Here is a 22,456-nt window from a genome sequence, read left to right as displayed (position 1 = left end):
AGGATTAATCATGAGCGAAATAAATGCAAAATTGACCGAAGAACAAATATTAGAAGTAGAGAGACAGCTTGCTATTTACAGTCAAGGTGTGAAAGAAATTATTCCAAATGAAGAGTTAGAAGCGAAAATAACAAAGTCTGTAGTAGAAAATCGTCCATTGAAAATAAAGCTAGGTTTAGATCCATCAGCTCCTGATGTACATCTTGGTCACACGGTTGTACTCAATAAGATGAGACAATTCCAAGAGAATGGACATATCATTCAGCTAATTATTGGAGATTTTACCGGGAAAATTGGTGACCCAACAGGGAAATCAGTAGCTAGAAAACAGTTAACAGATGATGAAGTGAAGCATAATGCTGAAACATACTTTGAGCAATTCGCAAAAGTTATCGATATGGAAAAAGTTGAACTACACTATAACTCAAAATGGTTGTCACAACTCAATTTTGAGGATGTTATTCAATTAGCAGGGAAAATAACAGTAGCTAGACTTTTAGAAAGAGATGATTTTGAGGAAAGAATGGCTTTTAGAAAACCTATTTCACTCCACGAATTCTTCTATCCTTTAATGCAAGGATATGATTCAGTGGTGTTAGAAAGTGATATTGAGTTAGGTGGAAGCGATCAGCATTTTAATATTTTAATGGGTAGACATTTCCAAGAAAAGTTCGGAAAAGAAAAACAAGTTGCATTGTTAATGCCATTGTTAGAGGGACTTGATGGTGTTGAAAAAATGTCTAAGTCTAAGAAAAATTACATTGGTATTGATGAGAGCCCCCAAGAAATGTATGGGAAATCCATGTCAATTCCAGACGAACTCATGAGCAAATACTTTGAATTAATAACGGATTTTACACCAGATAAAATCAAATCAATAAAAGCTGACTTAGAGAAAAGTGTCTTACATCCTAGAGATGCAAAAATGCTACTTGCTAAAACGATTGTGAGAATGTACCACGGAATAAATGAAGCAGAAAAGGCAGAAAATCATTTCGTTACCGTTTTCCAAAAAGGGACAATGCCAGACGAGATTCCGGTTGTTATTTGGGAAGGTGATAAGGAAATATCGATTCTAGATTTACTTGTTGACTTAAAATTACTAAGTTCCAAAAGTGAAGCGCGAAGAATGATTGAAAACAGGGGAATAAAGATAAATGGGAATAAAGTAGAAGATCCTCAATTACAAGTTTCTATAACAGATGAGTTAATTGTACAAGTGGGAAAAAGGAAGTTTGTGAAAATTGAGATGAAGTAGATTTGTTTCTGTTTGTTCTACTAACGTCCTTACAAAAAGTATAGCAATAATATTTTAGGGGATCCTAAATTTATTCTATAAAGAAGGATGTTGAAGATGAAAGAAATTATATCTTGGACACTTTTCATCTTACCTTGGTTAAGCTTATTTTTCATAGGTGGTTCAAATCTTCGTAGATTTATGCCAGTTGCTTTATTTGTTACTGTAATAAATACTCTAATATATCAAGCTGCATATCATTTCAATTGGTGGAAGGAATCAGGGCTTTTTGAATGGGATAAGGTTGCTTCTGTTCATTGGGTTTACAGTGCATATTTAGTTGCGACTATATGGATATTTAGATTCACATACGGGAAGTTCTGGATATATTTAGTGGTTAATTTAATACTAGATGGATTGTATAGCTTTTTATGGTATCCTGTACAACATAAACTTGGGATGGCATCAGGTGAAATGTCGGACTTTAATTCATTCTTAATAATGATTGCAGTAGCTTTAGCTATTTATCTGTTTCAAATGTGGCAGGAGAAAGTCTTTGAGAATGAACGCTAGATTGAACTTTGAAATTACAATGTTTTAAACCATAGAAATTGTTTATAAAAGAATATTTAAAGCATAAAAGAGGGCTAGAATTCATTTTCTCATCCCTCTTTTATCTTGAGCCTACTCCAAGTTCTCTTAAATATAGAAGGATCAAAAAGCACAATGCTTTTGATCCTTCTTCTGTATATAAATAGCGAACATAAATACTTTTGGGGGAATTAGCAATCTTAATTGTTACATTACACACTTTTATTGCCACATTGAATACATACAGAAACTTTAATTTTTTTAATATTAAACACAAACATTTTTCGTATTTAAATTCATGATTTTAAAATGATATAATAAATTTAGAAAGCGTTTTCGAAAAATATGAATATCTAATATTAGAAATGATAGGAAGTCTGATTAACTAAAAACATAGTTATACGTCAAAATTAGCTTCTTTACCAGCGGATATAAACGCTTTAAAAGCTGTGGAGCTCATCTTTAATAATCTTGAGAAGGCTTATATTGAAGGGGGAAATATTGAAGCACGTTCAAATATGCTTTTAGGCAGTATGTTAGCGGGGTATGCTTTTAATTCGGCATTACTTGGTTTAGTTCATGCAATAGCACACCCTCTAAGTGCACATTGTGGTTTACCACATGGTGTTGCTAATGCTTGTGGCTTACCTTATGTAATGGAATATAATGCACAAGATCCAGTCGTTCAGAAAAAATATAATGAGATTGCTCAAGCAATGGGGTTAAATACTGAAAATCTTTCCGAAGCAGAAGGAAGCAAAAAGGCTATAGAAGCAGTGAAAAAATTAGCAGTAGCTTTAGAGATTCCTAGTCTCGATAAATTAGGTATAAAAAGAGAACAACTTAACCTGTTGGCAGAAGAAACCTTAGAAGAAGAAGTATCTATGATGACAACTCCAGTAGATGCAACGAAAGATGATGTACTTAAAATATTAGAAAAAGCATTTATTGGAGAGGGTGTTAAAATTAAATGACAAACTTTATAAACTTTATAGATGGAAAGTGGACAGATTCTGTTTCCGGCAATCGATTGTAAAAAGGCTATATATATATCTAAGGGACCAACCTCTTCTTATTCTTCAACGCCCACCACGTAAGGGAAGAGATGATAGGTATTCCACAGACTTCCTTCCAAAAGGCAATTTTAAACCAAAGGAAAACTTAGAGGACAAAATGGTTCGTTTTTTAAAGACTAGTGAAGAGAAAGAATTTAACTTCCCTGAAAAGAAGTTCTGAAGCCAAATGAGGCAATAACCTGCTACTTTTTTAACACTTCATCACATAGATAAAGGCAAGCTCGTGTAAACTTGCTTGCCTTCTTAAATGTAATCTTAATTCTTTGGTTCATTAAAATATAAACAACATCCATAGATTTACAGAGCATTATTGTTAAACATTTTGCTTTTTGCTGTGACAGAAGATTGTAGTTAGTGGGATGCGCTAAGCGTTAAAAATTATAAAACAGGTAGTAAATTCTGCTTGCGCTTACTGCAGCTATTGTTTCAATCTTAATAATTAATTTAGCAAGCGTACTTTTTCCTCTACCACTTTCTCCAACCAGTCCTAAACATTCATCATATTTACTTGTTTAATACCTTGAAATCTTTTCTTTGATTTGAACCTTTTAGTCATTAAGAAATTCTTATGCGTGAGATACTAAAGGTTGAGTTATCACAACAAAAACACTAATTATAACTCTAAGATAGAGTAAAGTTCTCGGGATATTAAAATAAGTTAACAACAGACACAAAGGTTACAGTTTTATTGATTCAGAGGACTTATTACCGAACAACCGTTTTTAATCGCCAACTATTCGTTGAAAAATACCGAAAGTTACTATATGATTATAGCTATTGACATTAAATATTCATGTTAGAAATATTCTATCATTATAAAAGCAGTAAATTAAGATGCCAAATAGGCTTAATAGGGAATCTGGTGAAATTCCAGAACTGTCCCCGCAACTGTAAGTGTGGACGAAATAAGTTGACCACTGTATATGGTGCTTTTAACAAAAGGTGCGTATATGGGAAGGACTTAAAGTAGGGTGAAGCACAAGTCAGGAGACCTGTCTTAATTTATAAAGTTTCAATTTCTTCGGGAGGTGAGAAGGTGAGACGATCGCAACCAAATCAATTCTAGTTTGGAGGCTTTCGTTATTTGCCTTTTCATCCGCTCAGTTAAACCTGAGCGGATTTTTTGTTGTCTAGGAAATTATAAAATTCCTAGTACTGTGGATAAGCGCTAGGCATCAGCTCTAGCGCCTAGCCCCTCTTGGGTCTACAGCCACTCATGAATTGAAGGTAAAAAAACACCTTCTATTCATTAGCGACTGATTTGCCCGAGGCTGTCAAGGCGCCCTGAGCTTTTGTTCCTGTATAGGAAATTATAAAATTCTAGTACTGTGGACAAGCGCTAGGCATCCAGCTCCAGCGCCTAGCCCCTCTTGGGTCTACAGCCACTTAAGAATTGAAGGTAAAGAACACCTTCTATTCTTAAGCGTCTGATTTGCCCGAGGCTGTTCAAGGCGCTTTCGCTTTTGTACCTTTGATATTTTTAAAATGGACATATTTTGTTAAATTCAGTAATACGTTAAGATGAGTAATTTAATATATTGAGAAAAAGGTGCATGACAACTTGTTGTGCTTAATAGGGAAGTCGGTGAAAAGCCGACACGGTACCCGCCACTGTTATGGTGAGCTTTTTTACACAATGTCACTGATTCTAGTTGGGAAGACGTAAAAAAGCTATGACCCTTAGTCAGGAGACCTACCTTTTTTTCATAACTGATACCTACGGGCATATAGGTAGACGTGTAGTGAAAAATGCTATTTTAGTAGCTGTATTTTTTATGCACCTCTACCTATATAGTGGTGCATTTTTTATCGTTCAGGAAATTATAAAATTCTTGACTGTGGATAAGCGCACGACATCCAGCTCCAGCGCCTAGCCCCTCGAGGTCATAAGCTAATTTAGAATTGAAGGCAAAGAACGCCTTCTATTCTAAATCATCTGATTTGCCCGAGGCTGATCAAGGCGCTTGCGCTTTTGTTTTTTTCCTAAATTTAATAGATTGGAAGTGTTGAGATGACGACTTGGAACTTAACCGAAACACAACACCATGTCCTAATATGCAATGGAAGTAGCTGTATGAGAAAGGGTGGCGAGGAAGTAACACTGGCGATCAGGGAGGAAATTACAAACTTAGAAATGGACCATAAAATCCACACAACAAGAACGCGCTGTAATGGAAGATGTAAGGATGCTTGTGTTCTCGTGGTATATCCTGAGGGCGTTTGGTACAAGGCAGCTTCCCCTGATTTAGCAAAAGAAATTGTCCATGATCACCTTGTAGGTGGAAAAGTCGTAGAAGAAAGTGTGATTTACACATATGATCAACAGCGTTTTGCCGCTCCTGAACATTCAAAATCTATTGTTGGAATAGATAAACAAAAAAGCAAAATTTAGTTTCAGATACGAGAACTTGATACGTTTTTTAAAAGGAGGAATATTCATTGCTAGGAAAGTTACTTGTTATTGGTTTTGGACCCGGAAGCTTTGAGCATATGACAAAAAGGGCTCAAGATGCCATACAAGAGAGCGATTGTATAATCGGATACAAAACATATGTTGAACTCATTCAAGATTTATTAACAAATCAAGAGATTATTAGTACTGGAATGTCAGAGGAAGTAAGCCGCGCCCAAGCAGCGGTCCGCCTTGCTGAAGAAGGGAAAACGGTAGCGGTTATTTCAAGCGGTGATGCTGGAGTGTATGGAATGGCAGGACTTGTCTATGAAGTATTGATTGAAAAAGGCTGGAAGGAAGCCGAAGGTGTTAGCGTAGAGGTAATTCCAGGAATTTCGGCGATTAATTCCTGTGCCTCCCTATTAGGAGCACCTATCATGCATGATGCTTGCACGATTAGTCTAAGTGATCATTTAACCCCGTGGGATTTAATCGAAAAGCGGATCGATGCAGCGGGACAAGCAGATTTTGTTGTTACACTTTATAACCCAAAGAGCGGTCGCCGGACTAGACAAATTCAAGAAGCACAAAGAATCCTATTAAACTATAGATCACCATCTACACCAGTGGGACTTGTCAAAAGCGCCTATCGGGATCGACAACAAATCGTCATCACCGACCTTGAACATATGCTTGATCATGATATCGGAATGCTTACAACCGTTGTAATTGGGAATTCAACAACATTATTATATGACAATAAAATGATCACCCCTAGAGGCTATCAACGAAAGTACACGTTAAGTACATCTGAGCAGCGATTAAAGCCACATGAACGTCTTAGACACGAAAACGAACCTTGGGCGCTTCATAAAGGGGTTAACGATATGGCCCCAACCAAAAAAGCTAAGTCGAAAAAAAATGACGAAAGCTCATTACAAATTGCTCTAGAGGCTCTTCAAAAAGTGGACCGTGTTACGAATAAGTCAGCAAACGAAAACCAGCTATATGAACAAATTCCAGTGACTAACACGGTAACCTCAATTTTTGAATTGGCTGTTAGCCCTGGTATTGCCAATAAGAAGTTTACACCACAGCAAATGATGACACTTGCCGAGGTGGTTGGTAGCGAGGGCTCAATGGAATATACACCACACCACCAAATTATTTTAAGAATCCCAACTAGTGAACCAGATGTTATCACGGAAAAGTTAGGTGATGTTGGTTTTCTATTAGAACCAATCGGTGATGTTTTTCAATTAAAAGCATGTGATTTCTGTGAAGGGGAAAAGAAGGATTCGATCCCTCATGCGGAAGAGCTCCATCAAAAACTAGGCGGACTTGATTTACCTAAGGAGTTAAAACTTGGCTTCAACGGCTGCGGTATGGCATGTTTTGGCGCCGTAAATGAAGACATTGGTATCATCTTTAGAAAAGGGAAATACGATTTATTCTTAGGTGCTAAAACAGTAGGAAGAACAGCTCACGCTGGTCAGCCTGTAGCGGAAGGGATAGAGCCAGACAAAATCGTCGAGGTTATTGAAAATATTGTTTATGAATACAAAGAAAAAGGCCATCCAAATGAGAGATTATTTAAATATTTTAAACGTGTTGGTAATATTCAAGGCTATACATATAAAGACATGACACCAAAGATTGAAATTGAACCAGCTCCATGTGGAGATTAAATAGGGATAGGGGAGAGGCATATGAAAGCAGTTTTACTAGTAGGACACGGAAGTAGAGACCCAGAAGGAAATGAACAGGTAAGGCAAACCATTGAAGCATTAAAGCCACAGCTAGATTCAGAGCTTTTAGTCGAAACGTGTTTTTTAGAGTTTGAAAGGCCAACTATTGATCAAGGCATTCAAACATGCGTGGAAAAGGGTGCGACAAGTGTTTTTGTCATTCCACTTATGCTACTTGCAGCTGGGCATTCAAAAATTCATATTCCAGCGGCGATTGATGAGGCAAAGGAGAAATACCCTCATGTTTCGTTTACTTATGGGAGACCGTTCGGCATTCATGAGGAAGTAATGGAAATTTGTAAAAGTCGTTTAGAAGAAGTCGGCGAGAAAATAAATGAAGAAGATCCTGACACAGCTGTCATTTTATTAGGCCGAGGGGGTAGTGACCCTGATGCAAATAGTGATTTATATAAAATTACTCGCCTATTATGGGAAAAGCTAAACTACAAATTTGTGGAGCCTGCTTTTATGGGTGTAACTGATCCTTTAATTAAAGAAGGCGTTGAACGCTGTATCAAGTTAGGAGCGAAAAGGATCGTCATCCTTCCCTATTTTCTTTTTACCGGCATTTTAATCAAACGCCTTGAAAACATGATCGAAGAGTTTGAGCAAGAACATCCAGGGATTGAGTTCAAGCTTGCCGGTTATTTCGGGTTCCATTCAAGATTAAAAACCATTATTAACGACCGAATTCAAGAGGCGTTGCTTGGTGAAGTGAAAATGAACTGTGATACATGTGTCTATCGAATTGAGGCGATGGAGCATATTGATCATCACCATCATCATGATCACGACCATGGTCATCACCACCATCATCATCACCATGAACATGAGGCTCAAAAACTATGATTCTCTTTTTAGCGGGTACAAGTGATGCTAGAGCATTAGCCTTGACTATAAAAGAAGCTGGATACCGTATTCTGACTACTGTTGTAACAGAAAATGCAGGAAAAGAAATGCAAAAGGTTGGATTAGATGTTTATGTTGGAAGATTAACGCATCAGGACTTTGTCAACATCATTCAAGAACAAGGCTTTAAAGCGGTTGTTGATGCTAGTCACCCTTTTGCTGAAGAGGCAAGTAAAAATGCCCTTTTAGGTGCAAAAGAAGCGGGAATTCCTTATATCCGCTATGAGCGTGAGTCACAATCTTATCACCACCCTAAAATTACATTGGTTGAAAACTATGATCAGGCTGCAGAGCTAGCGGCTGAAAAAAAGGGTGTCATCATGCTAACAACCGGAAGTAAAACATTAGAAACATTTACTCGTAGATTGTTGGATCAACCTGATATACGTGTGATTGCTCGTATGCTGCCGAGGAAAGACAATATGGAAAAATGCGAAAAGCTTGGGTTTCCACAAAAAGACATTGTCGCCATTCAAGGACCTTTTACAAAGGAATTTAATTCTGCTTTATACAAGCAATATAGCGTAACAACCATGATCACAAAGGAAAGTGGGAAAGCAGGATCTGTTGATGAAAAATTAGAAGCGGCATTAGAGTTAGGGATTGAAACGATCATGATCCAAAGACCAAAGATTCAATATGGAAATGCTTTTTCCGATTTCCCAAGTGTTCTCAGCTATTTAAAAAAGATTCTTACGAAAGAAAAATGTTGAAGCAATAGGAGGAGTAAAAGATGGATTTTAAAACAGAATTTAAACCACTTACCGTTCAACCACAGGAAATTGAAGGCATTAGCTTTAATATGATTGATTCAGAATTCGGTGAACATTCCTTTACAGATGAACAATACAAGGTCGTTCAACGTGTTGTTCATGCATCTGCTGATTTTGATTTAGGCAATAGTATGCAATTTCATGAGAGAGCCATTCAAGCAGGAATTGATGCTATTCGTAATGGAGAACAAGTATATGTGGATGTTCAAATGATTTTAGCTGGAGTGAGTAAAGGAAGAATTGAAAAACATGGTGGTGGTGTCCATGTCTTCATTTCAGATCCAGATGTCATGAAGGAAGCGAAACGCTTAAACACAACTCGCGCTATTATTTCAGTAAGAAAAGCCATTAAGCAATTTGATGGTGGGATCTTTGCAATTGGGAATGCGCCAACGGCATTACTTGAATTAATTCGATTAATTAAAGAAGGGGAAGCAAAGCCAAGTTTAGTGATTGGGCTACCAGTTGGATTTGTTTCAGCACCAGAATCAAAAGAAGAATTAGCAAAATTAGACGTTCCATTTATTACGAATGTAGGCAGAAAAGGTGGTAGTACGGTCACGGTTGCAGCATTAAATGCAATCTCCCTTCTTGCTGATAAGGAATAAGCCATGGACGGAAAAGCCAAAAAGAAAGATAAGAAGGAAATGCGTTCAGGCTATACAACAGGTGCATGTGCAACGGCTACTACAAAAGCGGCCTTGCTTGCCTTAATCACTGGTGAACAACAAACAGAAAGCACGATTTATTTGCCGGTAGGGAAATTTGTTACGTTTGACATGGAAAGCTGTGTGGTGGAATCTGATTTTGCTGAGGCAGGGACGATTAAGGATGCAGGTGATGACCCAGATGCCACACACGGTGCCCTTATTAAATCGACCGTATCTTGGAGTGACAAACCAGGAATCTTACTTGATGGCGGAATTGGTGTTGGTCGTGTGACAAAGGATGGGCTTCCTGTCCCTGTGGGCGAGGCAGCAATTAACCCTGTCCCTAGGAAAATGATTCTTGAGACAGCTGAGGAAGTTCTTACAGCCCATAGGATTACTAGAGGCATTTCCATTATCATATCCGTTCCTGATGGAGAAAAAATGGCGGAAAAAACCTTAAATAAACGCCTTGGTATTATTGGCGGGATTTCAATTTTAGGGACGAGAGGCACCGTTATTCCATTTTCAAGCTCCGCCTACATGGCAAGTATCGTTCAAGCGATTAGTGTAGCCCGGGCTAGTCAATGTACGCATGTTGTCATCACAACAGGTGGACGAAGTGAAAAATATGGGATGCAGCAATATCCAGATCTTCCAGAGGAAGCATTTATTGAAATGGGGGACTTTGTAGGTTTTACCCTTAAACAATGCAAACGCCAAGGAATTAAGAAGGTCTCTCTTGTCGGGATGATGGGGAAATTTTCAAAGGTTGCACAAGGAGTGATGATGGTTCATTCAAAAAGTGCACCGATTGACTTCAACTTCCTTGCAAATGTAGCAATGAAAGCAGGGGTCAACGATGAAGAGCTACTTGACATGATTAAACAAGCAAACACCGCATCACAAGTAGGTGATTTACTTTTTGAAAATGGCTATCATGACTTTTTCACTCTGCTTTGCACCTATTGCTGTTCATCCGGATTAAAGGAAATTGGTGGTGGAATCTCGATTGAAACAAGTTTGTACACAATGAAGGGTACATTACTTGGAAAGGCAGGTAAAGATGACGGAGAAAATTAAGGTGATTGGAATAGGAGACAATGGAAAACAAAGTCTTCTTCCAATCTATGAAAAGTGGATTTACGAGAGTGATGTACTTGTAGGTGGAGAGCGACAACTTTCATTTTTTCAAGATTTTCACGGAGAAAAAGTGATGATTAAAGGTGGATTGTCGTCACTAGTCACGAAACTAGAAAAGGAAAAGCGAAATGTCGTTGTACTCGCTTCAGGTGATCCTTTATTTTATGGAATTGGTAGCTTCCTTGCGAAAAAGCTAAATGTGGAAGTTTATCCTTATTTAAGTTCCCTCCAACAAGCCTTTTCAAAGATGAATGAAAGCTGGCAGGACGCCTACATCGTAAGTGTTCATGGAAGAAGCATGAAAGGTCTTGCCCAGCGAATCAATGGGCGTGAAAAAATTGCCATTCTTACTGATGCTACAAACAGTCCTTCTCAGATTGCACGCTATTTACGCTCTTTTGGTATGAATGAATATAAGGCGTTTGTTGCGGAAAATCTTGGTGGAGAAAATGAGCGCTATACTTTTTACGAGCTAGAGCAAATGGAAAACATGGAGTTCTCTTCGCTAAATGTTGTCATTTTAAAAAAGACTTCTAAAGGAAAAACATGGTCGTTTGGGATTGATGATGAGGAATTTCATCAAAGAAAACCTGAAAAAGGACTATTAACAAAAAAAGAAATTAGAACTCTTAGTTTAAGTGAAATGAAACTTTCTTCAAAGAGTATTGTTTGGGATATCGGCACTTGCACGGGCTCGGTGGCAATTGAGGCCTGTTTGATCGCAAAAGAGGGACAGGTATATGCGATTGAAAAAAATGACTACGATTTAGAAAACTGTCGCTTAAATATGCAGAAATTTAGAACGGATTTTACAGTTGTTCAAGGTAAAGCACCGGACAAATTAGAGGAGTTTCCAGACCCTGATGCTATTTTTATCGGTGGAACTGCTGGTGGGATGGAGGAAATTCTATCTATTTGCTGCACCCGCTTAAAGCAGGATGGAAGAATCGTGTTAAATGCCGTTACAATTGAAAATTTATACCAGGCTGTTGAAGGCTTTAAACGTAATGGCTTTGAGGTCAATATTACCCTATCACAAATTTCTAGAAGCAAACCAATTTTAAATCTCACACGATTCGATGCCTTAAATCCAATCTATATTATTACTGCAAAGCATAAGGAAGGGGAAAAATGATGATAGGAACGTTATACGGTTTAGGTGTAGGACCAGGAGATCCAGAGCTTTTAACAGTGAAAGCCTTTCGTAAGCTAAAAGAAGCTCCTGTTATTGCGTATCCGAAAAAAAGAAAAGGCAGCAAAAGCTACGCCCAACGAATTATTGATGTATACATAACACCTGGAGAAAAGGAAATGTTAGGACTCGTCTTTCCTATGACAAAGGATCCAGACATTCTTGAACGAGAATGGTCCAATACGGTAGAGCTTGTATGGGAAAAGCTTAAAACTGGCAAGGATGTTGCGTTTGTAACAGAAGGAGATCCTCTACTATACAGTACGTTTATTCATATGATGAACCTTGTAAAAGAGCGCTACCCAGAGGTGAACATCCAAACAGTTCCTGGCATTTCATCCATTAATGGTGCTGCTTCAAGACTAGGAATTGCCTTAGCAGAAGGAGATGACCATGTTGCCATCATTCCTGCAAGAGACGACTATGAAACAATGAAAAAAGCCATTGTCGAGAATGATTGTGTGATTTTCATTAAAGTCGCGAAGGTAATGGATCTAATGCTAAAAATTTTACGTGAGCTTGATTTAGTTGAAAAAGCATCCGTTGTAACAAAGGTAACATCTGATGAAGAAATCATTTGGGACATTCGCGAGTTAGACCGAGCAGAACTCGAATATTTAACATTAATGGTGGTGAGAAAATAATGAAAATCACAATCATAGGGGCTGGACCTGGAGATCCTGATTTAATTACGGTAAAAGGGTTAAAGCTTCTTCAAGAGGCTGACGTGGTATTATATGCTGATTCATTAGTGAACACGGAACTGATTGAAAAAGCAAAACCTGAAGCAGAAGTCATTAAAACTGCAGGCATGCACCTTGAAGAAATGGTTGAAGTGATGGTGGACCGCGTTCAAGAAGGAAAGAAGGTAGTCCGTGTCCATACTGGAGATCCTGCCGTTTATGGTGCCATCATGGAGCAAATTGCAATCTTAAACAAAAAAGATATTCATGTTGAAATTATTCCTGGAGTAAGCTCTGTTTTTGCATCAGCTGCTGCCTTAGGTGCAGAGCTAACCATTCCTGAGCTTACCCAAACAGTTATTCTGACTCGTGCAGAAGGAAGAACACCTGTTCCTGACGCTGAGAAACTTAGAGATTTAGCAAAGCACAATTGTACAATCGCCTTGTTTTTAAGTGCGACCCTCACCAAAAAGATTGTAAAGGAATTTTTAGATGCGGGCTGGAGTAAAGACACACCAGTAGGAGTCGTGTACAAAGCAACATGGCCTGATCAAAAAATTGTTCGATCAACATTAGAGCACCTTGATGATGATATGCGAACAAATGGAATTCGTAAACAAGCGATGATTTTAGCTGGTTGGGCTCTTGATAAAGACATTCATCATAAGGACTTTAAATCAAAGCTTTATGATAAAGCCTTCACTCATGGTTTTCGTAAAGGAGTGAAAGAATGACACTTGTTTTAGAAGAAGGAAAACCAGTCAAACTGAACCAAAATGGAACATATGCGATTGTGGCCATCACGAAGCACGGCGTAGAGTTAGCACGCAATTTACATGCGAACTTTCATCAAACTGATTTATTTTACATGAGTAAGTTTGAAAAGGGTGATGAAAGTGATCGAAATATTTCTCTTTTTGAAGGAAATGTCCGAATGCTTCTACCAACACTTTTTCAGTCCTATAAAGGGATTATTATGATTATCTCTTTAGGTGCTGTCGTTCGAATGATTGCTCCTCTTTTAAAGGATAAAAAATCTGATCCTGCTGTTGTTGTCATTGATGATAAAGGAAAGCATGTGATTAGCGTATTATCCGGTCATTTAGGTGGAGCAAACGAGCTAACAAGGGAAGTTGCTGAATTGTTGCAGGCAACACCAGTCATAACAACTGCTTCAGACGTCCAAAAAACCATTCCTGTTGATTTATTTGGAAGTCGGTTTGGCTGGGTTTGGGAAAGTGCAGACAAATTAACACCTGTTAGTGCATCTGTTGTCAATGAGGAACACGTCGCTATTATCCAGGAATCAGGTGAAAAAGAATGGTGGACATATGATAAGCCACTTCCAGAAACATTAAAAATCTATCCAACGATAAATAGTGCCATAGAAGCGAAGCCGAAAGCAGCCCTTGTTGTGACACACCGAAATTTGACTGAGGATGAACAAGTTATTCTTCAAAACGGAGTTCTTTATCGACCAAAGGTAATTGTCCTGGGTATTGGTTGTAACCGTGGTACGTCAAAGGAAGAAATAGAGCAAGTCATCCTAGATACTTTACAGGAATTACAGTTTTCTATTAAAAGCGTGAAAGCGATTTGTTCCATTGATCTGAAAAAAGATGAAGAAGGAATCATTGAAGTCGTACAAAAATATCAATGGGAATTTATGTGTTATACAGCTGAAGAACTAAATACAGTTCAAATGGAGCTTCCCTCTGAAACGGTTTATAAATTTACGGGTGCGTATGGGGTGAGTGAACCTGCTGCCCGCTTATACAGTGGTACTCACTCTCTTTTACTCACAAAGAAAAAATCAGGGAATGTAACGATATCTGTTGGCATTATTCCTTATTAGAGAGGTAGGAGTTTGTTAGGTGACTGATCGAAGAATCGTGATTGCTGGAACCGGAAGTGGTGTTGGAAAAACAACCTTAACAATCGGTTTAATGTCAGCATTAAGAAAAAAAGGGTTAACTGTACAAGGATTTAAATGTGGGCCAGATTATATTGATCCTTCTTATCATACAGCTGTTACAAATCGAGTATCTCGCAACCTTGATAGCTGGATGCTTTCCAAAGAGATTGTGTTAGATATCTTTACTCATGGAAGCAAAGGGGCAGATATCTCGATTATGGAAGGTGTAATGGGCTTTTACGATGGCAAAGATCCAAGAACAAATGAAGGTAGTACGGCAGAAATCAGCATGATTACTGAAAGTCCTGTTTTGCTTGTTGTGAACTGTGCCAGCATGGCTCGAAGTGCAGCTGCCATTGTAAAAGGATTTCAGTTGCTTTCTAAAGGCCCAAATATTGTTGGAGTTATTGCGAACAAAGTTGGAAGTGAAGGTCATTTTAAGCTAGTAAAAACTGCGATTGAGCAGGAATGTAATGTACCAGTTATTGGTTATTTAAAACGTGAGCTTGACATTGAAATACCAGAAAGACATCTCGGGCTCATCCCTTCTATTGAAAGAGGAGAGCTGGATTCTTTTTTTGATAAATTAGGTGACCTTATCCTAGAAACAGTAGATATCGATCAATTGCTTGAATTATCTCAAGCAGGTCCAATCGATACAGAAATACCCTTTTCTCTTTTTGAAAAAAAGCATGAGAAATCTGTAAAAATTGCTGTAGCAAAAGATGCTGCCTTTAATTTCTACTACCCTGAAAATCTTGAAATCTTAGAAGCTCAAGGTGCTGAGCTTGTTTACTTTTCTCCACTAGCTAATGAACCATTACCAGAGAATATAGATGGTCTTTATATCGGTGGAGGATTTCCAGAAGAGTTCGCAAAGGAGCTTGCAGAAAGTCACATAGCAAAACAAACGATCAAGTATGCTATTGAGCAGGGGATACCAACACTTGCTGAATGTGGGGGATTTATGTTCCTAACCGATTCAATTGAAACAACAGATGGTACTCGTTATGAAATGGTCGGAATCATTTCGGGCGAAGTGAAGATGCACACGAAAAGAGTTGCACTAGGCTATCGAGAAATTAGTGGGCGACTGGGCAATTTCCTTATCAATGAAAATCAGAAAGCAAGAGGTCACGAGTTCCATTACTCAACCTTTGAACCAAATATAGAGATACAGCATGCCTATGAAACAAAAGGAATGAGAGGCGCAAAGCTTGAAGGTTGCTTAACACATCATGTTGTTGCAGGATATACTCATTTTCATTTTGCTTCCTGTCCAGAATTAGTCGGAAATTGGATCAAGTTTTGTAAGGAGATTAAAGCATATGGGTAAAGCGTTACCTATCATGTTTCAGGGCACCCATTCTGATGCAGGGAAAAGTGTGATTGTCACAGCATTTTGCCGGATCTTTGCTCAAGATGGCTACAAAACAGCCCCTTTTAAATCACAAAACATGGCATTAAATTCCTACATTACGATCGACGGCAAGGAAATTGGGCGGGCACAAGGTGTTCAAGCGGAAGCTGCATTTATCCAAGCAACCACCGATATGAATCCGATCTTAATTAAACCAAATCGTGACTACGAATCTCAAATTGTTGTACATGGAAAGCCCTATAAAAATATGGAAGCTGGCGAGTATCGGAAAAACTTTTTTTCAACTGGTTTGAAATTAATCGAAGAGTCTTTTACACATCTCTCAGATACATTTGATCGGATTGTCATAGAAGGTGCTGGTAGCCCAGCAGAGGTTAATTTAAACGATCGTGAGCTCGTTAATATGCGAGTAGCTAGAATAGCGAATGCACCTGTGGTTTTAATTGGGGATATTGAAAAGGGTGGGGTTTTTGCAAGCCTAGTTGGAACCCTTCAGCTACTTGAGCCAGAAGACCATGATCGAATCATTGGGGTAATCATTAATAAGTTTAGAGGAGACGTTCGTTTACTTGAGCCAGGTCTTAAATGGTTTGAGGAATATACAGGGAAACGAGTATTAGGCGTCATTCCGTATCTTCCCAATTTAAATATAGATGCGGAGGACTCTGTTATTTTAAATCAATATACATCAACTTTAAATGACGAAAAAGAAATCGATATTGCGGTCATTCAATACCCGAAAATTTCGAACTTCACGGATGTTGATCCTTTTTTCCAGGAACCTGACTGTCATGTTCGATTTATTACAAGAGAAGACCAGCTAAAGCAGCCAGATCTAGTGATTTTGCCTGGAAGTAAAAATACGTTAGAGGATCTGCAATTTTTAAGAGAGAGTGGAATTGCTCAAAGATTACTGGAGCTATATCAAAAAAAGCGATGCTATATCTTTGGTATTTGTGGTGGTTATCAAATGCTGGGATCTGAAATTCATGATCCAGATGCGGTTGAGTCTCCCCATCGATTTATGAATGCTCTCGGGTTGTTCCCTTTCACAACGACGATGACTAAAGAAAAAACCACTCTTCTATCAGAGGGAGAGCTAATATTTAATGACAAAACCTTTCATGTAAAAGGCTATGAGATACACATGGGTAAAACCAACAATAAAGCAATTCATGAGCCGTTTATTCAGCTAAATGATCGTGAGGATGGTTGTAAAACTTCAAATGATCAAGTAATAGGAACCTATTTTCATGGAATTTTTCACAACGATTCCTTCCGCACAGAGTACCTAAATACAATTCGAAAAAGAAAAGGGTTAGACCCAATTGAAAATCGTATTTCCTTCAACCAATTGCGTGAGGAAGCTTTCGACCGGTTAGCTGATCATGTTCGTAAGCATGTTGATATGGATGTGATTCAACAGGAAATGGAGAATTTCCATCAAAGAAGTTTATCAATATGATTCACAATTATCCTGACTTTCCATCGGTAAATAAACAAGTAGGAGATAGCGTTCGTTCCTACATTGATACGTTAACAAAGCCGCTTGGAAGCCTTGGACGATTAGAAGAATAAGCTATTGAGCTTGCTGACGTAGCCTTTCCTATTTTACAGTCAGCTACCTCTATGCTTAAAGAGATGGCGACATTTCAATCAGCAGGTATCACCAAAAAGCAATAATTGAATAGAAGAGAGGGATAATCTTGACCAAAGGAAACGTTTATTTAGTTGGGGCAGGACCAGGGGATCCAAAATTAATTACCGTCTACGGATTAGAGTGTATCCAAAAATCAGATGTCATTTTATATGATCGATTAGTGAATAAACAATTGTTAGACCACGCAAAACCTGAGGCAGAATTAATTTTTTGTGGAAAATTGCCTGGAAAGCATGAGTTGATTCAAGAACAAATTCATGACCTTTTAGTCGAAAAGGCTTTAGAGGGAAAAGTAGTTACCCGTTTAAAGGGGGGAGACCCATGTGTATTTGGTCGAGTTGGCGAAGAAGCAGAAGTACTGGCTGAGCAGGATATTAAATTTGAAATTGTTCCAGGGATTACATCAGGTATTGCCGCACCTGCCTATGCCGGAATCACTGTTACACATCGAGATTATGCCTCGTCATTCGCCATTGTGACAGGCCACGGCCGAGCTGAAAAACAAGAGGATCATCTTAATTGGTCCGCACTAGCTCAAGGAATCGATACAATTGCCTTTTACATGGGTGTGGGCAACTTACATTATATATGCAAAAAGCTTATCGAAAATGGAAAAAAAGCGGACACGCCTGTTGCTGTTATTCAATGGGGAACAACTGACAAACAGAAAACCCTAACAGGGACACTAAGAACAATCGAAAAATTAGTGCAGCAGGCTGGAATAAAGCACCCTTCTATCATTATTGTTGGTGAAGTCGTAAACCTTCGCCAAAAAATTAAATGGTTTGAAGAAATGAGTCTAGATCATAAGGAGGAGACCGAAGCATGTCAATCATAAGTGAGCTAGGCAGTCGACGCGCGATTCGTGACTACCGTGACCAAGAGGTAGAGGAAGAAAAAATCAAAAGATTACTAGAAGTGGCAACTTGGGCACCAAATGACCGAATGAGAGAACCTTGGAGCTTTTTTGTTATAAAGGGCGAAGCAAAAAAACGTTACGAAGCTCTCGCTAAGGAATATTTAGAAGAGAGATTTCCTACAAAGCCACATTTAGTCAATAGCTCTTTAAAGGTGTTAACAAACACACCAGTACATATTGTTGTGACATCCGACGTTGTTCCTGGAGATGAAGAAGCAACAAAGGATAATGAATATGCGGTTTGCTGTGCTATTCATTCTATGTGGCTAGCCGCAAAAGAATTGGAGCTTGGTTTTGTTTGGCGAACAAGGGGAGTAGGACTCGTTCATGATGAGCGATTACATCAATTTATTGGAGCTCCAGAAAACAAAAAAGTGATTGGGAATATTTTTGTAGGATATCCTGACGAAGAGTCGATTCAAAAAATGAAGCCTTCAAAGAGAACGTCCTTTGAGGAAAAAACGACTTGGTTATAAAACAAATAGAAGGAAGAGGGATGATAAATGAGTCAATCGAGTATTAATGATTCAATTTATTAAATTTCCCTCTCGAAGGCGGCTGATATTATGCGAACGATTAAGATTATGAATATCTCAACGATAATAGGCTTAATTCTTTTCTTCACTTTGTCGTGTTCTATATCAACGTACGTATACTAGATTAAGAGAAAAATAGGGGTTTTCAATATGCAAATAGGGTATGGCACCTGCAATGGTACATTTGGCGAGCTCGCACAAGGAGTAATAAACCAACAGCCTTTTTTAATTACCCTTCCTGTCCCACTACTGAAGAGTAAAGCTACTTTTATTCCTGACCCAATAAAGATGAATATTATCGCACAACCTTCCCAAACAAAAGCTGTCATGGCATGCAAAAAAATGTTTGAGCTTTTTAATCTATCCGGTGGGGGAACCCTACATCTCTTTTCTAATATTCCTAGGGGGAAGGGAATGGCAAGTAGTTCAGCTGATATCGTAGCATCTATAAGAGCCGTAGCTCATAGCTATTCCATTCAACTCAGCCATGAAGTGATCTCTAACATAGCTACAGAGATTGAGCCCACAGATGGAGTGATGTATGAAGGTACTGTTGCTTATGACTATATCAATGGCCAACTCATTGATTCGTTCGGTGATTTACCTCCATATGGAATCATTGGAATAGATATCGGCGGTCGTATTGATACCATTCAATTTAATAAACGAAGGAAGCCATATACCGAACTTGATCATCAGACATTTATTCATGCCTTTCATTTAATAAAAGAAGGGATAAAGAAGAAAGACCTAACCTTAATCTGCCAAGCTTCTACAATGAGTGCAAAGGTAAGTGAAAAAGCACTGCCAAAGCGTTATTTTAAGGAGATTGAACGATTAGCAGGTCTATGTGAAGGTGGAATTGTTGTTGCTCATAGTGGGACCGTACTCGGAATATTATTTGATCCTACCAAATCGATCATTGAAAAAAATCGATTACTGATAGAAGAATTCATTCATCAAACGAAAACAACCCCTTTTTATTACTGTCATAAGAACCTATATCTAGGTTCGAAAAACCTAATTCTTTCATGAGGTGTTGAACATGTTCTCTAAAGAAGAAAAAGCAGCCATTTATAAAGTCATTGAAACGAGAAGAGATATTCGAACCTTTAACACAGATCCAGTTCCGATGGAGGCTGTCGCTCGCATTCTAGAAGCCGCTCATCATGCTCCTTCAGTTGGATTTATGCAGCCGTGGAATTTCATTTTAATTGAATCTGATGAAGTGAAAAATCAATTAGCCTGGGCTGCGGACAAGGAGAGAAGAGCACTAGCTATCCATTATGAAGAAGATGAACGAGCTTCCAAATTTTTATCACTAAAAATAGAAGGGTTAAAAGAAGCTCCCTTAACGATCTGTGTGACATGTGACCCAACTAGAGGTGGCTCCCATGTTTTAGGTCGGAATTCTATTCCTGAGACAGATATGATGTCAACAGCATGTGCGATTCAAAATATGTGGTTAGCGTCTTGTGGTGAAGGATTAGCAATGGGATGGGTCAGCTTTTATAAAAAATCAGATGTTCGTGACATTTTAGCTATTCCTCCACACATTGACCCCGTCGCATTGCTTTCAATTGGTTACACGGAAGTTTATCCTAAAGCACCTATTTTAGAAACAGCAAACTGGGAGAAGAGACATTCATTACAAAAATTAATTTTTAATGAAAAGTGGGGAAACAAGTAAAGCATGGTTTAATAACAGGAAAGTCATTCATTAGGCATACCTGTTAATAAACCTGCAGGAAATTGGGCTCTTATATAGTGGACAACCATAGTTGCCCCTAGCAATTTATTGGAGGTTTTGAACATGAAGATAAAGTTAAACTGGGCGTTTGGAGTAGTAGCAGGTTTAACAGCTTATTTCTGGGCTAATTCCTATGAAGAAGCCTATGCTATGCATATTATGGAGGGATTTTTGCCCTTTGGCTGGGTTATTTTTTGGTGGGCTTTGACCATTCCTTTCTTAATTTTTGGAATGAGGAATATTCAAAAGAGATTAAAGGAACACCCTGAACTAAAAACAATGCTTGGTCTTTCTGGAGCATTTGCGTTCGTCTTATCAGCCTTGAAGATTCCCTCGGTAACAGGTAGCTGTTCCCACCCAACAGGTGTTGGTTTAGGTGCCATTTTGTTTGGGCCAACAGCCATGAGTGTTTTAGGTACAATCGTCCTATTATTTCAATCACTGTTATTAGCTCATGGAGGTTTAACGACATTAGGAGCAAACGCTTTTTCAATGGCCATTGTTGGGCCATTCATTGCATATGGGGTGTATAGGTTAGGACGTAAACTGAACCTATCATTCGCCATTTCTGTTTTTTTAGCTGCCATGTTAGGGGATTTAGGTACATATCTCGTTACCTCTGTTCAATTAGCCCTTGCATTCCCAGCAGAGGTTGGAGGCTTTTTAGCTTCATTTGTCAAGTTTGCAAGTATCTTTGGACTAACACAAATACCACTTGCGGTCAGTGAAGGTTTATTAACGGTCATCGTTATGAACTTACTATTAAAGTACAATATGTCTGAATTACATCACCTACCAACTGTAAAGGAGGCTGTTAAATGAAAAACCTTGTTTTGCTTTTTTTTGTTATTTTATTGGCAATTATTCCTTTGTTTCTTCAAGGGGATGCTGAGTTTGGTGGAGCAGATGGACAGGCAAAGGAAATGATAGGAGAACTAGCTCCTAGCTATGAACCTTGGTTTTCATCCTTTTGGGAACCACCGAGTGGTGAGATTGAAAGCCTCTTATTCTCTTTACAAGCTGCAATAGGTGCCCTTTTTATTGGTTATGTTATTGGTTTTGGTCGAGCGAGAAAAAAGTATCAGTCAAAAGAATGAGGTAGAGATCGTTATGCTAAGAATTGATGATTACGCCTATACAAATGCTTTAAAACATATACACCCAGCTGAAAAGGTTGGGTTCGCTTTTTCTTTTTTACTCTTTACCATTATCACAAAAAATGTAGTGATTTCGTCCCTTACATTTTTTGTGATGAGTATCAGTATTGTATTGGCTGCCAAAATCCCTTTATCTCATTATATAAAGCTACTTCTTTTGCCAGCTGTTTTTCTTTGTACTAGTATCATCACCATTATGATAACAATAGCTCCAGTAAATGAGGTGAGGATGGAGCAATTATGGTCGGTCAACCTTCTTTCTTGGCAACTCTATATAAGTCTAGCTAGTGTAAAACAAGCTTACCATCTTGGAGCAACCGTCCTTGCAAGCGTGAGCTGCTTATATTTTCTTATTTTAACAACACCCCTAAACCAACTGATGTGGGTATTACGCAAATTAAAGCTCCCGGTTCTATTCCTAGATTTAGTAGGGGTAACATACCGTTTTATCTTTGTTCTCTTGCATAAAATGGAAGAAATCTACCTGGCACAGTCCAGCAGACTAGGTTATCAAAATTATCGAGTATGGCTAACATCATCAGCTCAACTCATCGTTAGTCTCTTTATCAAGTCAATCCAGTCTGCAAGAGAATTACAGATTGCTATGGAAAGTCGTGGGGGAGATGAGGGACTATACGATATCGAGATCACGATATCTTACAACCGATATCGTTGTGCGGGAATCCTGTTGGCTTTAGTAGGACTGTTCACTATCACCCTATTAACTTAACTCCTATATTGAAAAAA

21 protein-coding genes, 2 pseudogenes and 2 riboswitches are annotated in these 22,456 nt (G+C 38.4%); of the genes and pseudogenes, 22 read left to right on the top strand and 1 reads right to left on the bottom strand.

Annotated features, from left to right (window positions below; genetic code table 11):
- Positions 1-10: 10 nt before the first annotated feature.
- From tyrS to I7822_RS07020, 3 genes and pseudogenes are all read left to right on the top strand, one after another.
- Entirely contained in the window at positions 11-1,258 is a 1,248-nt protein-coding gene (gene tyrS, locus I7822_RS07030; RefSeq protein WP_207976423.1) for a tyrosine--tRNA ligase, read from the top strand.
- A gap of 96 nt (positions 1,259-1,354) precedes the next feature.
- Positions 1,355-1,810 carry a hypothetical protein gene (locus I7822_RS07025; protein ID WP_207976421.1) on the top strand — a complete coding sequence of 152 codons (456 nt, stop codon included), beginning with the start codon at positions 1,355-1,357 and terminating at the stop codon, positions 1,808-1,810.
- A 428-nt stretch (positions 1,811-2,238) separates the two neighbouring features.
- Positions 2,239-2,802, top strand: a pseudogene (locus I7822_RS07020) (iron-containing alcohol dehydrogenase); the annotation flags it as partial.
- Positions 2,803-3,275: 473 nt separating this feature from the next.
- Here I7822_RS07020 and I7822_RS07015 read toward each other — a convergent pair.
- Positions 3,276-3,398, bottom strand: a pseudogene (locus I7822_RS07015) (hypothetical protein); the annotation flags it as partial.
- Positions 3,399-3,719: 321 nt separating this feature from the next.
- Positions 3,720-3,918: riboswitch (cobalamin riboswitch) on the top strand.
- Positions 3,919-4,434: 516 nt separating this feature from the next.
- Positions 4,435-4,619: riboswitch (cobalamin riboswitch) on the top strand.
- Between the two features lie 296 nt (positions 4,620-4,915).
- Between I7822_RS07015 and I7822_RS07010 the strand changes: the two are divergent.
- From I7822_RS07010 to cbiQ, 19 genes are all read left to right on the top strand, one after another.
- Positions 4,916-5,296, top strand: coding sequence for a (2Fe-2S) ferredoxin domain-containing protein (locus tag I7822_RS07010; protein ID WP_207976419.1), 381 nt, complete (start codon positions 4,916-4,918; stop codon positions 5,294-5,296).
- Between the two features lie 47 nt (positions 5,297-5,343).
- A complete protein-coding gene (gene cobJ / locus I7822_RS07005) occupies positions 5,344-6,984 on the top strand; it encodes a precorrin-3B C(17)-methyltransferase (RefSeq protein WP_207976417.1) in 1,641 nt (546 codons plus the stop codon).
- A gap of 21 nt (positions 6,985-7,005) precedes the next feature.
- Positions 7,006-7,893 (top strand): sirohydrochlorin chelatase, encoded by an 888-nt coding sequence (locus I7822_RS07000; RefSeq protein WP_207976414.1) that lies wholly within the window; start codon positions 7,006-7,008, stop codon positions 7,891-7,893.
- The gene (cobK, locus tag I7822_RS06995; RefSeq protein ID WP_207976412.1) at positions 7,890-8,666 is read left to right on the top strand and encodes a precorrin-6A reductase; all 777 of its coding nucleotides are present in this window, start codon (positions 7,890-7,892) and stop codon (positions 8,664-8,666) included. Before I7822_RS07000 ends, cobK begins: the two co-directional genes overlap by 4 nt.
- A gap of 20 nt (positions 8,667-8,686) precedes the next feature.
- Entirely contained in the window at positions 8,687-9,334 is a 648-nt protein-coding gene (locus I7822_RS06990) for a precorrin-8X methylmutase (RefSeq protein WP_207976410.1), read from the top strand.
- Positions 9,335-9,337: 3 nt separating this feature from the next.
- On the top strand, positions 9,338-10,456 hold the full coding sequence (locus I7822_RS06985; RefSeq protein ID WP_207976408.1) for a cobalt-precorrin-5B (C(1))-methyltransferase: 1,119 nt from the start codon (positions 9,338-9,340) through the stop codon (positions 10,454-10,456).
- Positions 10,440-11,651: a precorrin-6y C5,15-methyltransferase (decarboxylating) subunit CbiE gene (cbiE, locus tag I7822_RS06980; RefSeq protein ID WP_207976406.1), complete on the top strand. Its 1,212-nt coding sequence runs from the start codon at positions 10,440-10,442 to the stop codon at positions 11,649-11,651. Before I7822_RS06985 ends, cbiE begins: the two co-directional genes overlap by 17 nt.
- Complete coding sequence (gene cobI / locus I7822_RS06975) at positions 11,651-12,352, top strand: precorrin-2 C(20)-methyltransferase (RefSeq protein ID WP_207976923.1); 702 nt, start codon at positions 11,651-11,653, stop codon at positions 12,350-12,352. Before cbiE ends, cobI begins: the two co-directional genes overlap by 1 nt.
- The gene (cobM, locus tag I7822_RS06970; protein ID WP_207976404.1) at positions 12,352-13,125 is read left to right on the top strand and encodes a precorrin-4 C(11)-methyltransferase; all 774 of its coding nucleotides are present in this window, start codon (positions 12,352-12,354) and stop codon (positions 13,123-13,125) included. The genes cobI and cobM overlap by 1 nt, the downstream gene beginning before the upstream one ends.
- Positions 13,122-14,246, top strand: coding sequence for a cobalt-precorrin 5A hydrolase (locus I7822_RS06965; protein ID WP_207976402.1), 1,125 nt, complete (start codon positions 13,122-13,124; stop codon positions 14,244-14,246). Before cobM ends, I7822_RS06965 begins: the two co-directional genes overlap by 4 nt.
- A gap of 19 nt (positions 14,247-14,265) precedes the next feature.
- A complete protein-coding gene (locus I7822_RS06960; RefSeq protein ID WP_207976400.1) occupies positions 14,266-15,642 on the top strand; it encodes a cobyrinic acid a,c-diamide synthase CobB in 1,377 nt (458 codons plus the stop codon).
- Positions 15,635-17,152 carry a cobyric acid synthase gene (locus tag I7822_RS06955; protein WP_207976398.1) on the top strand — a complete coding sequence of 506 codons (1,518 nt, stop codon included), beginning with the start codon at positions 15,635-15,637 and terminating at the stop codon, positions 17,150-17,152. The genes I7822_RS06960 and I7822_RS06955 overlap by 8 nt, the downstream gene beginning before the upstream one ends.
- A 241-nt stretch (positions 17,153-17,393) precedes the next feature.
- Positions 17,394-18,185 carry a uroporphyrinogen-III C-methyltransferase gene (gene cobA, locus I7822_RS06945; RefSeq protein WP_207976396.1) on the top strand — a complete coding sequence of 264 codons (792 nt, stop codon included), beginning with the start codon at positions 17,394-17,396 and terminating at the stop codon, positions 18,183-18,185.
- Positions 18,173-18,742, top strand: a complete 570-nt coding sequence (locus I7822_RS06940; RefSeq protein WP_207976394.1) for a nitroreductase family protein — start codon at positions 18,173-18,175, stop codon at positions 18,740-18,742. Before cobA ends, I7822_RS06940 begins: the two co-directional genes overlap by 13 nt.
- Positions 18,743-18,952: 210 nt before the next feature.
- Positions 18,953-19,837, top strand: coding sequence for a GHMP family kinase ATP-binding protein (locus I7822_RS06935; protein ID WP_207976392.1), 885 nt, complete (start codon positions 18,953-18,955; stop codon positions 19,835-19,837).
- 10 nt (positions 19,838-19,847) lie between these two features.
- The gene (gene bluB, locus I7822_RS06930) at positions 19,848-20,492 is read left to right on the top strand and encodes a 5,6-dimethylbenzimidazole synthase (protein WP_207976390.1); all 645 of its coding nucleotides are present in this window, start codon (positions 19,848-19,850) and stop codon (positions 20,490-20,492) included.
- A gap of 123 nt (positions 20,493-20,615) precedes the next feature.
- Complete coding sequence (locus tag I7822_RS06925) at positions 20,616-21,374, top strand: energy-coupling factor ABC transporter permease (RefSeq protein ID WP_207976388.1); 759 nt, start codon at positions 20,616-20,618, stop codon at positions 21,372-21,374.
- Positions 21,371-21,649: an energy-coupling factor ABC transporter substrate-binding protein gene (locus tag I7822_RS06920; protein ID WP_207976386.1), complete on the top strand. Its 279-nt coding sequence runs from the start codon at positions 21,371-21,373 to the stop codon at positions 21,647-21,649. Before I7822_RS06925 ends, I7822_RS06920 begins: the two co-directional genes overlap by 4 nt.
- 13 nt (positions 21,650-21,662) lie before the next feature.
- Positions 21,663-22,439: a cobalt ECF transporter T component CbiQ gene (gene cbiQ / locus I7822_RS06915; RefSeq protein ID WP_207976384.1), complete on the top strand. Its 777-nt coding sequence runs from the start codon at positions 21,663-21,665 to the stop codon at positions 22,437-22,439.
- Positions 22,440-22,456 lie beyond the last annotated feature (17 nt).

It is taken from the genome of Metabacillus bambusae, assembly GCF_017497975.1.
Taxonomy (GTDB): Bacteria; Bacillota; Bacilli; order Bacillales; family Bacillaceae; genus Metabacillus; species Metabacillus bambusae.
Note: the sequence above shows the minus strand (reverse complement) of the source record. Positions and strands in the feature narration are given on the sequence as shown.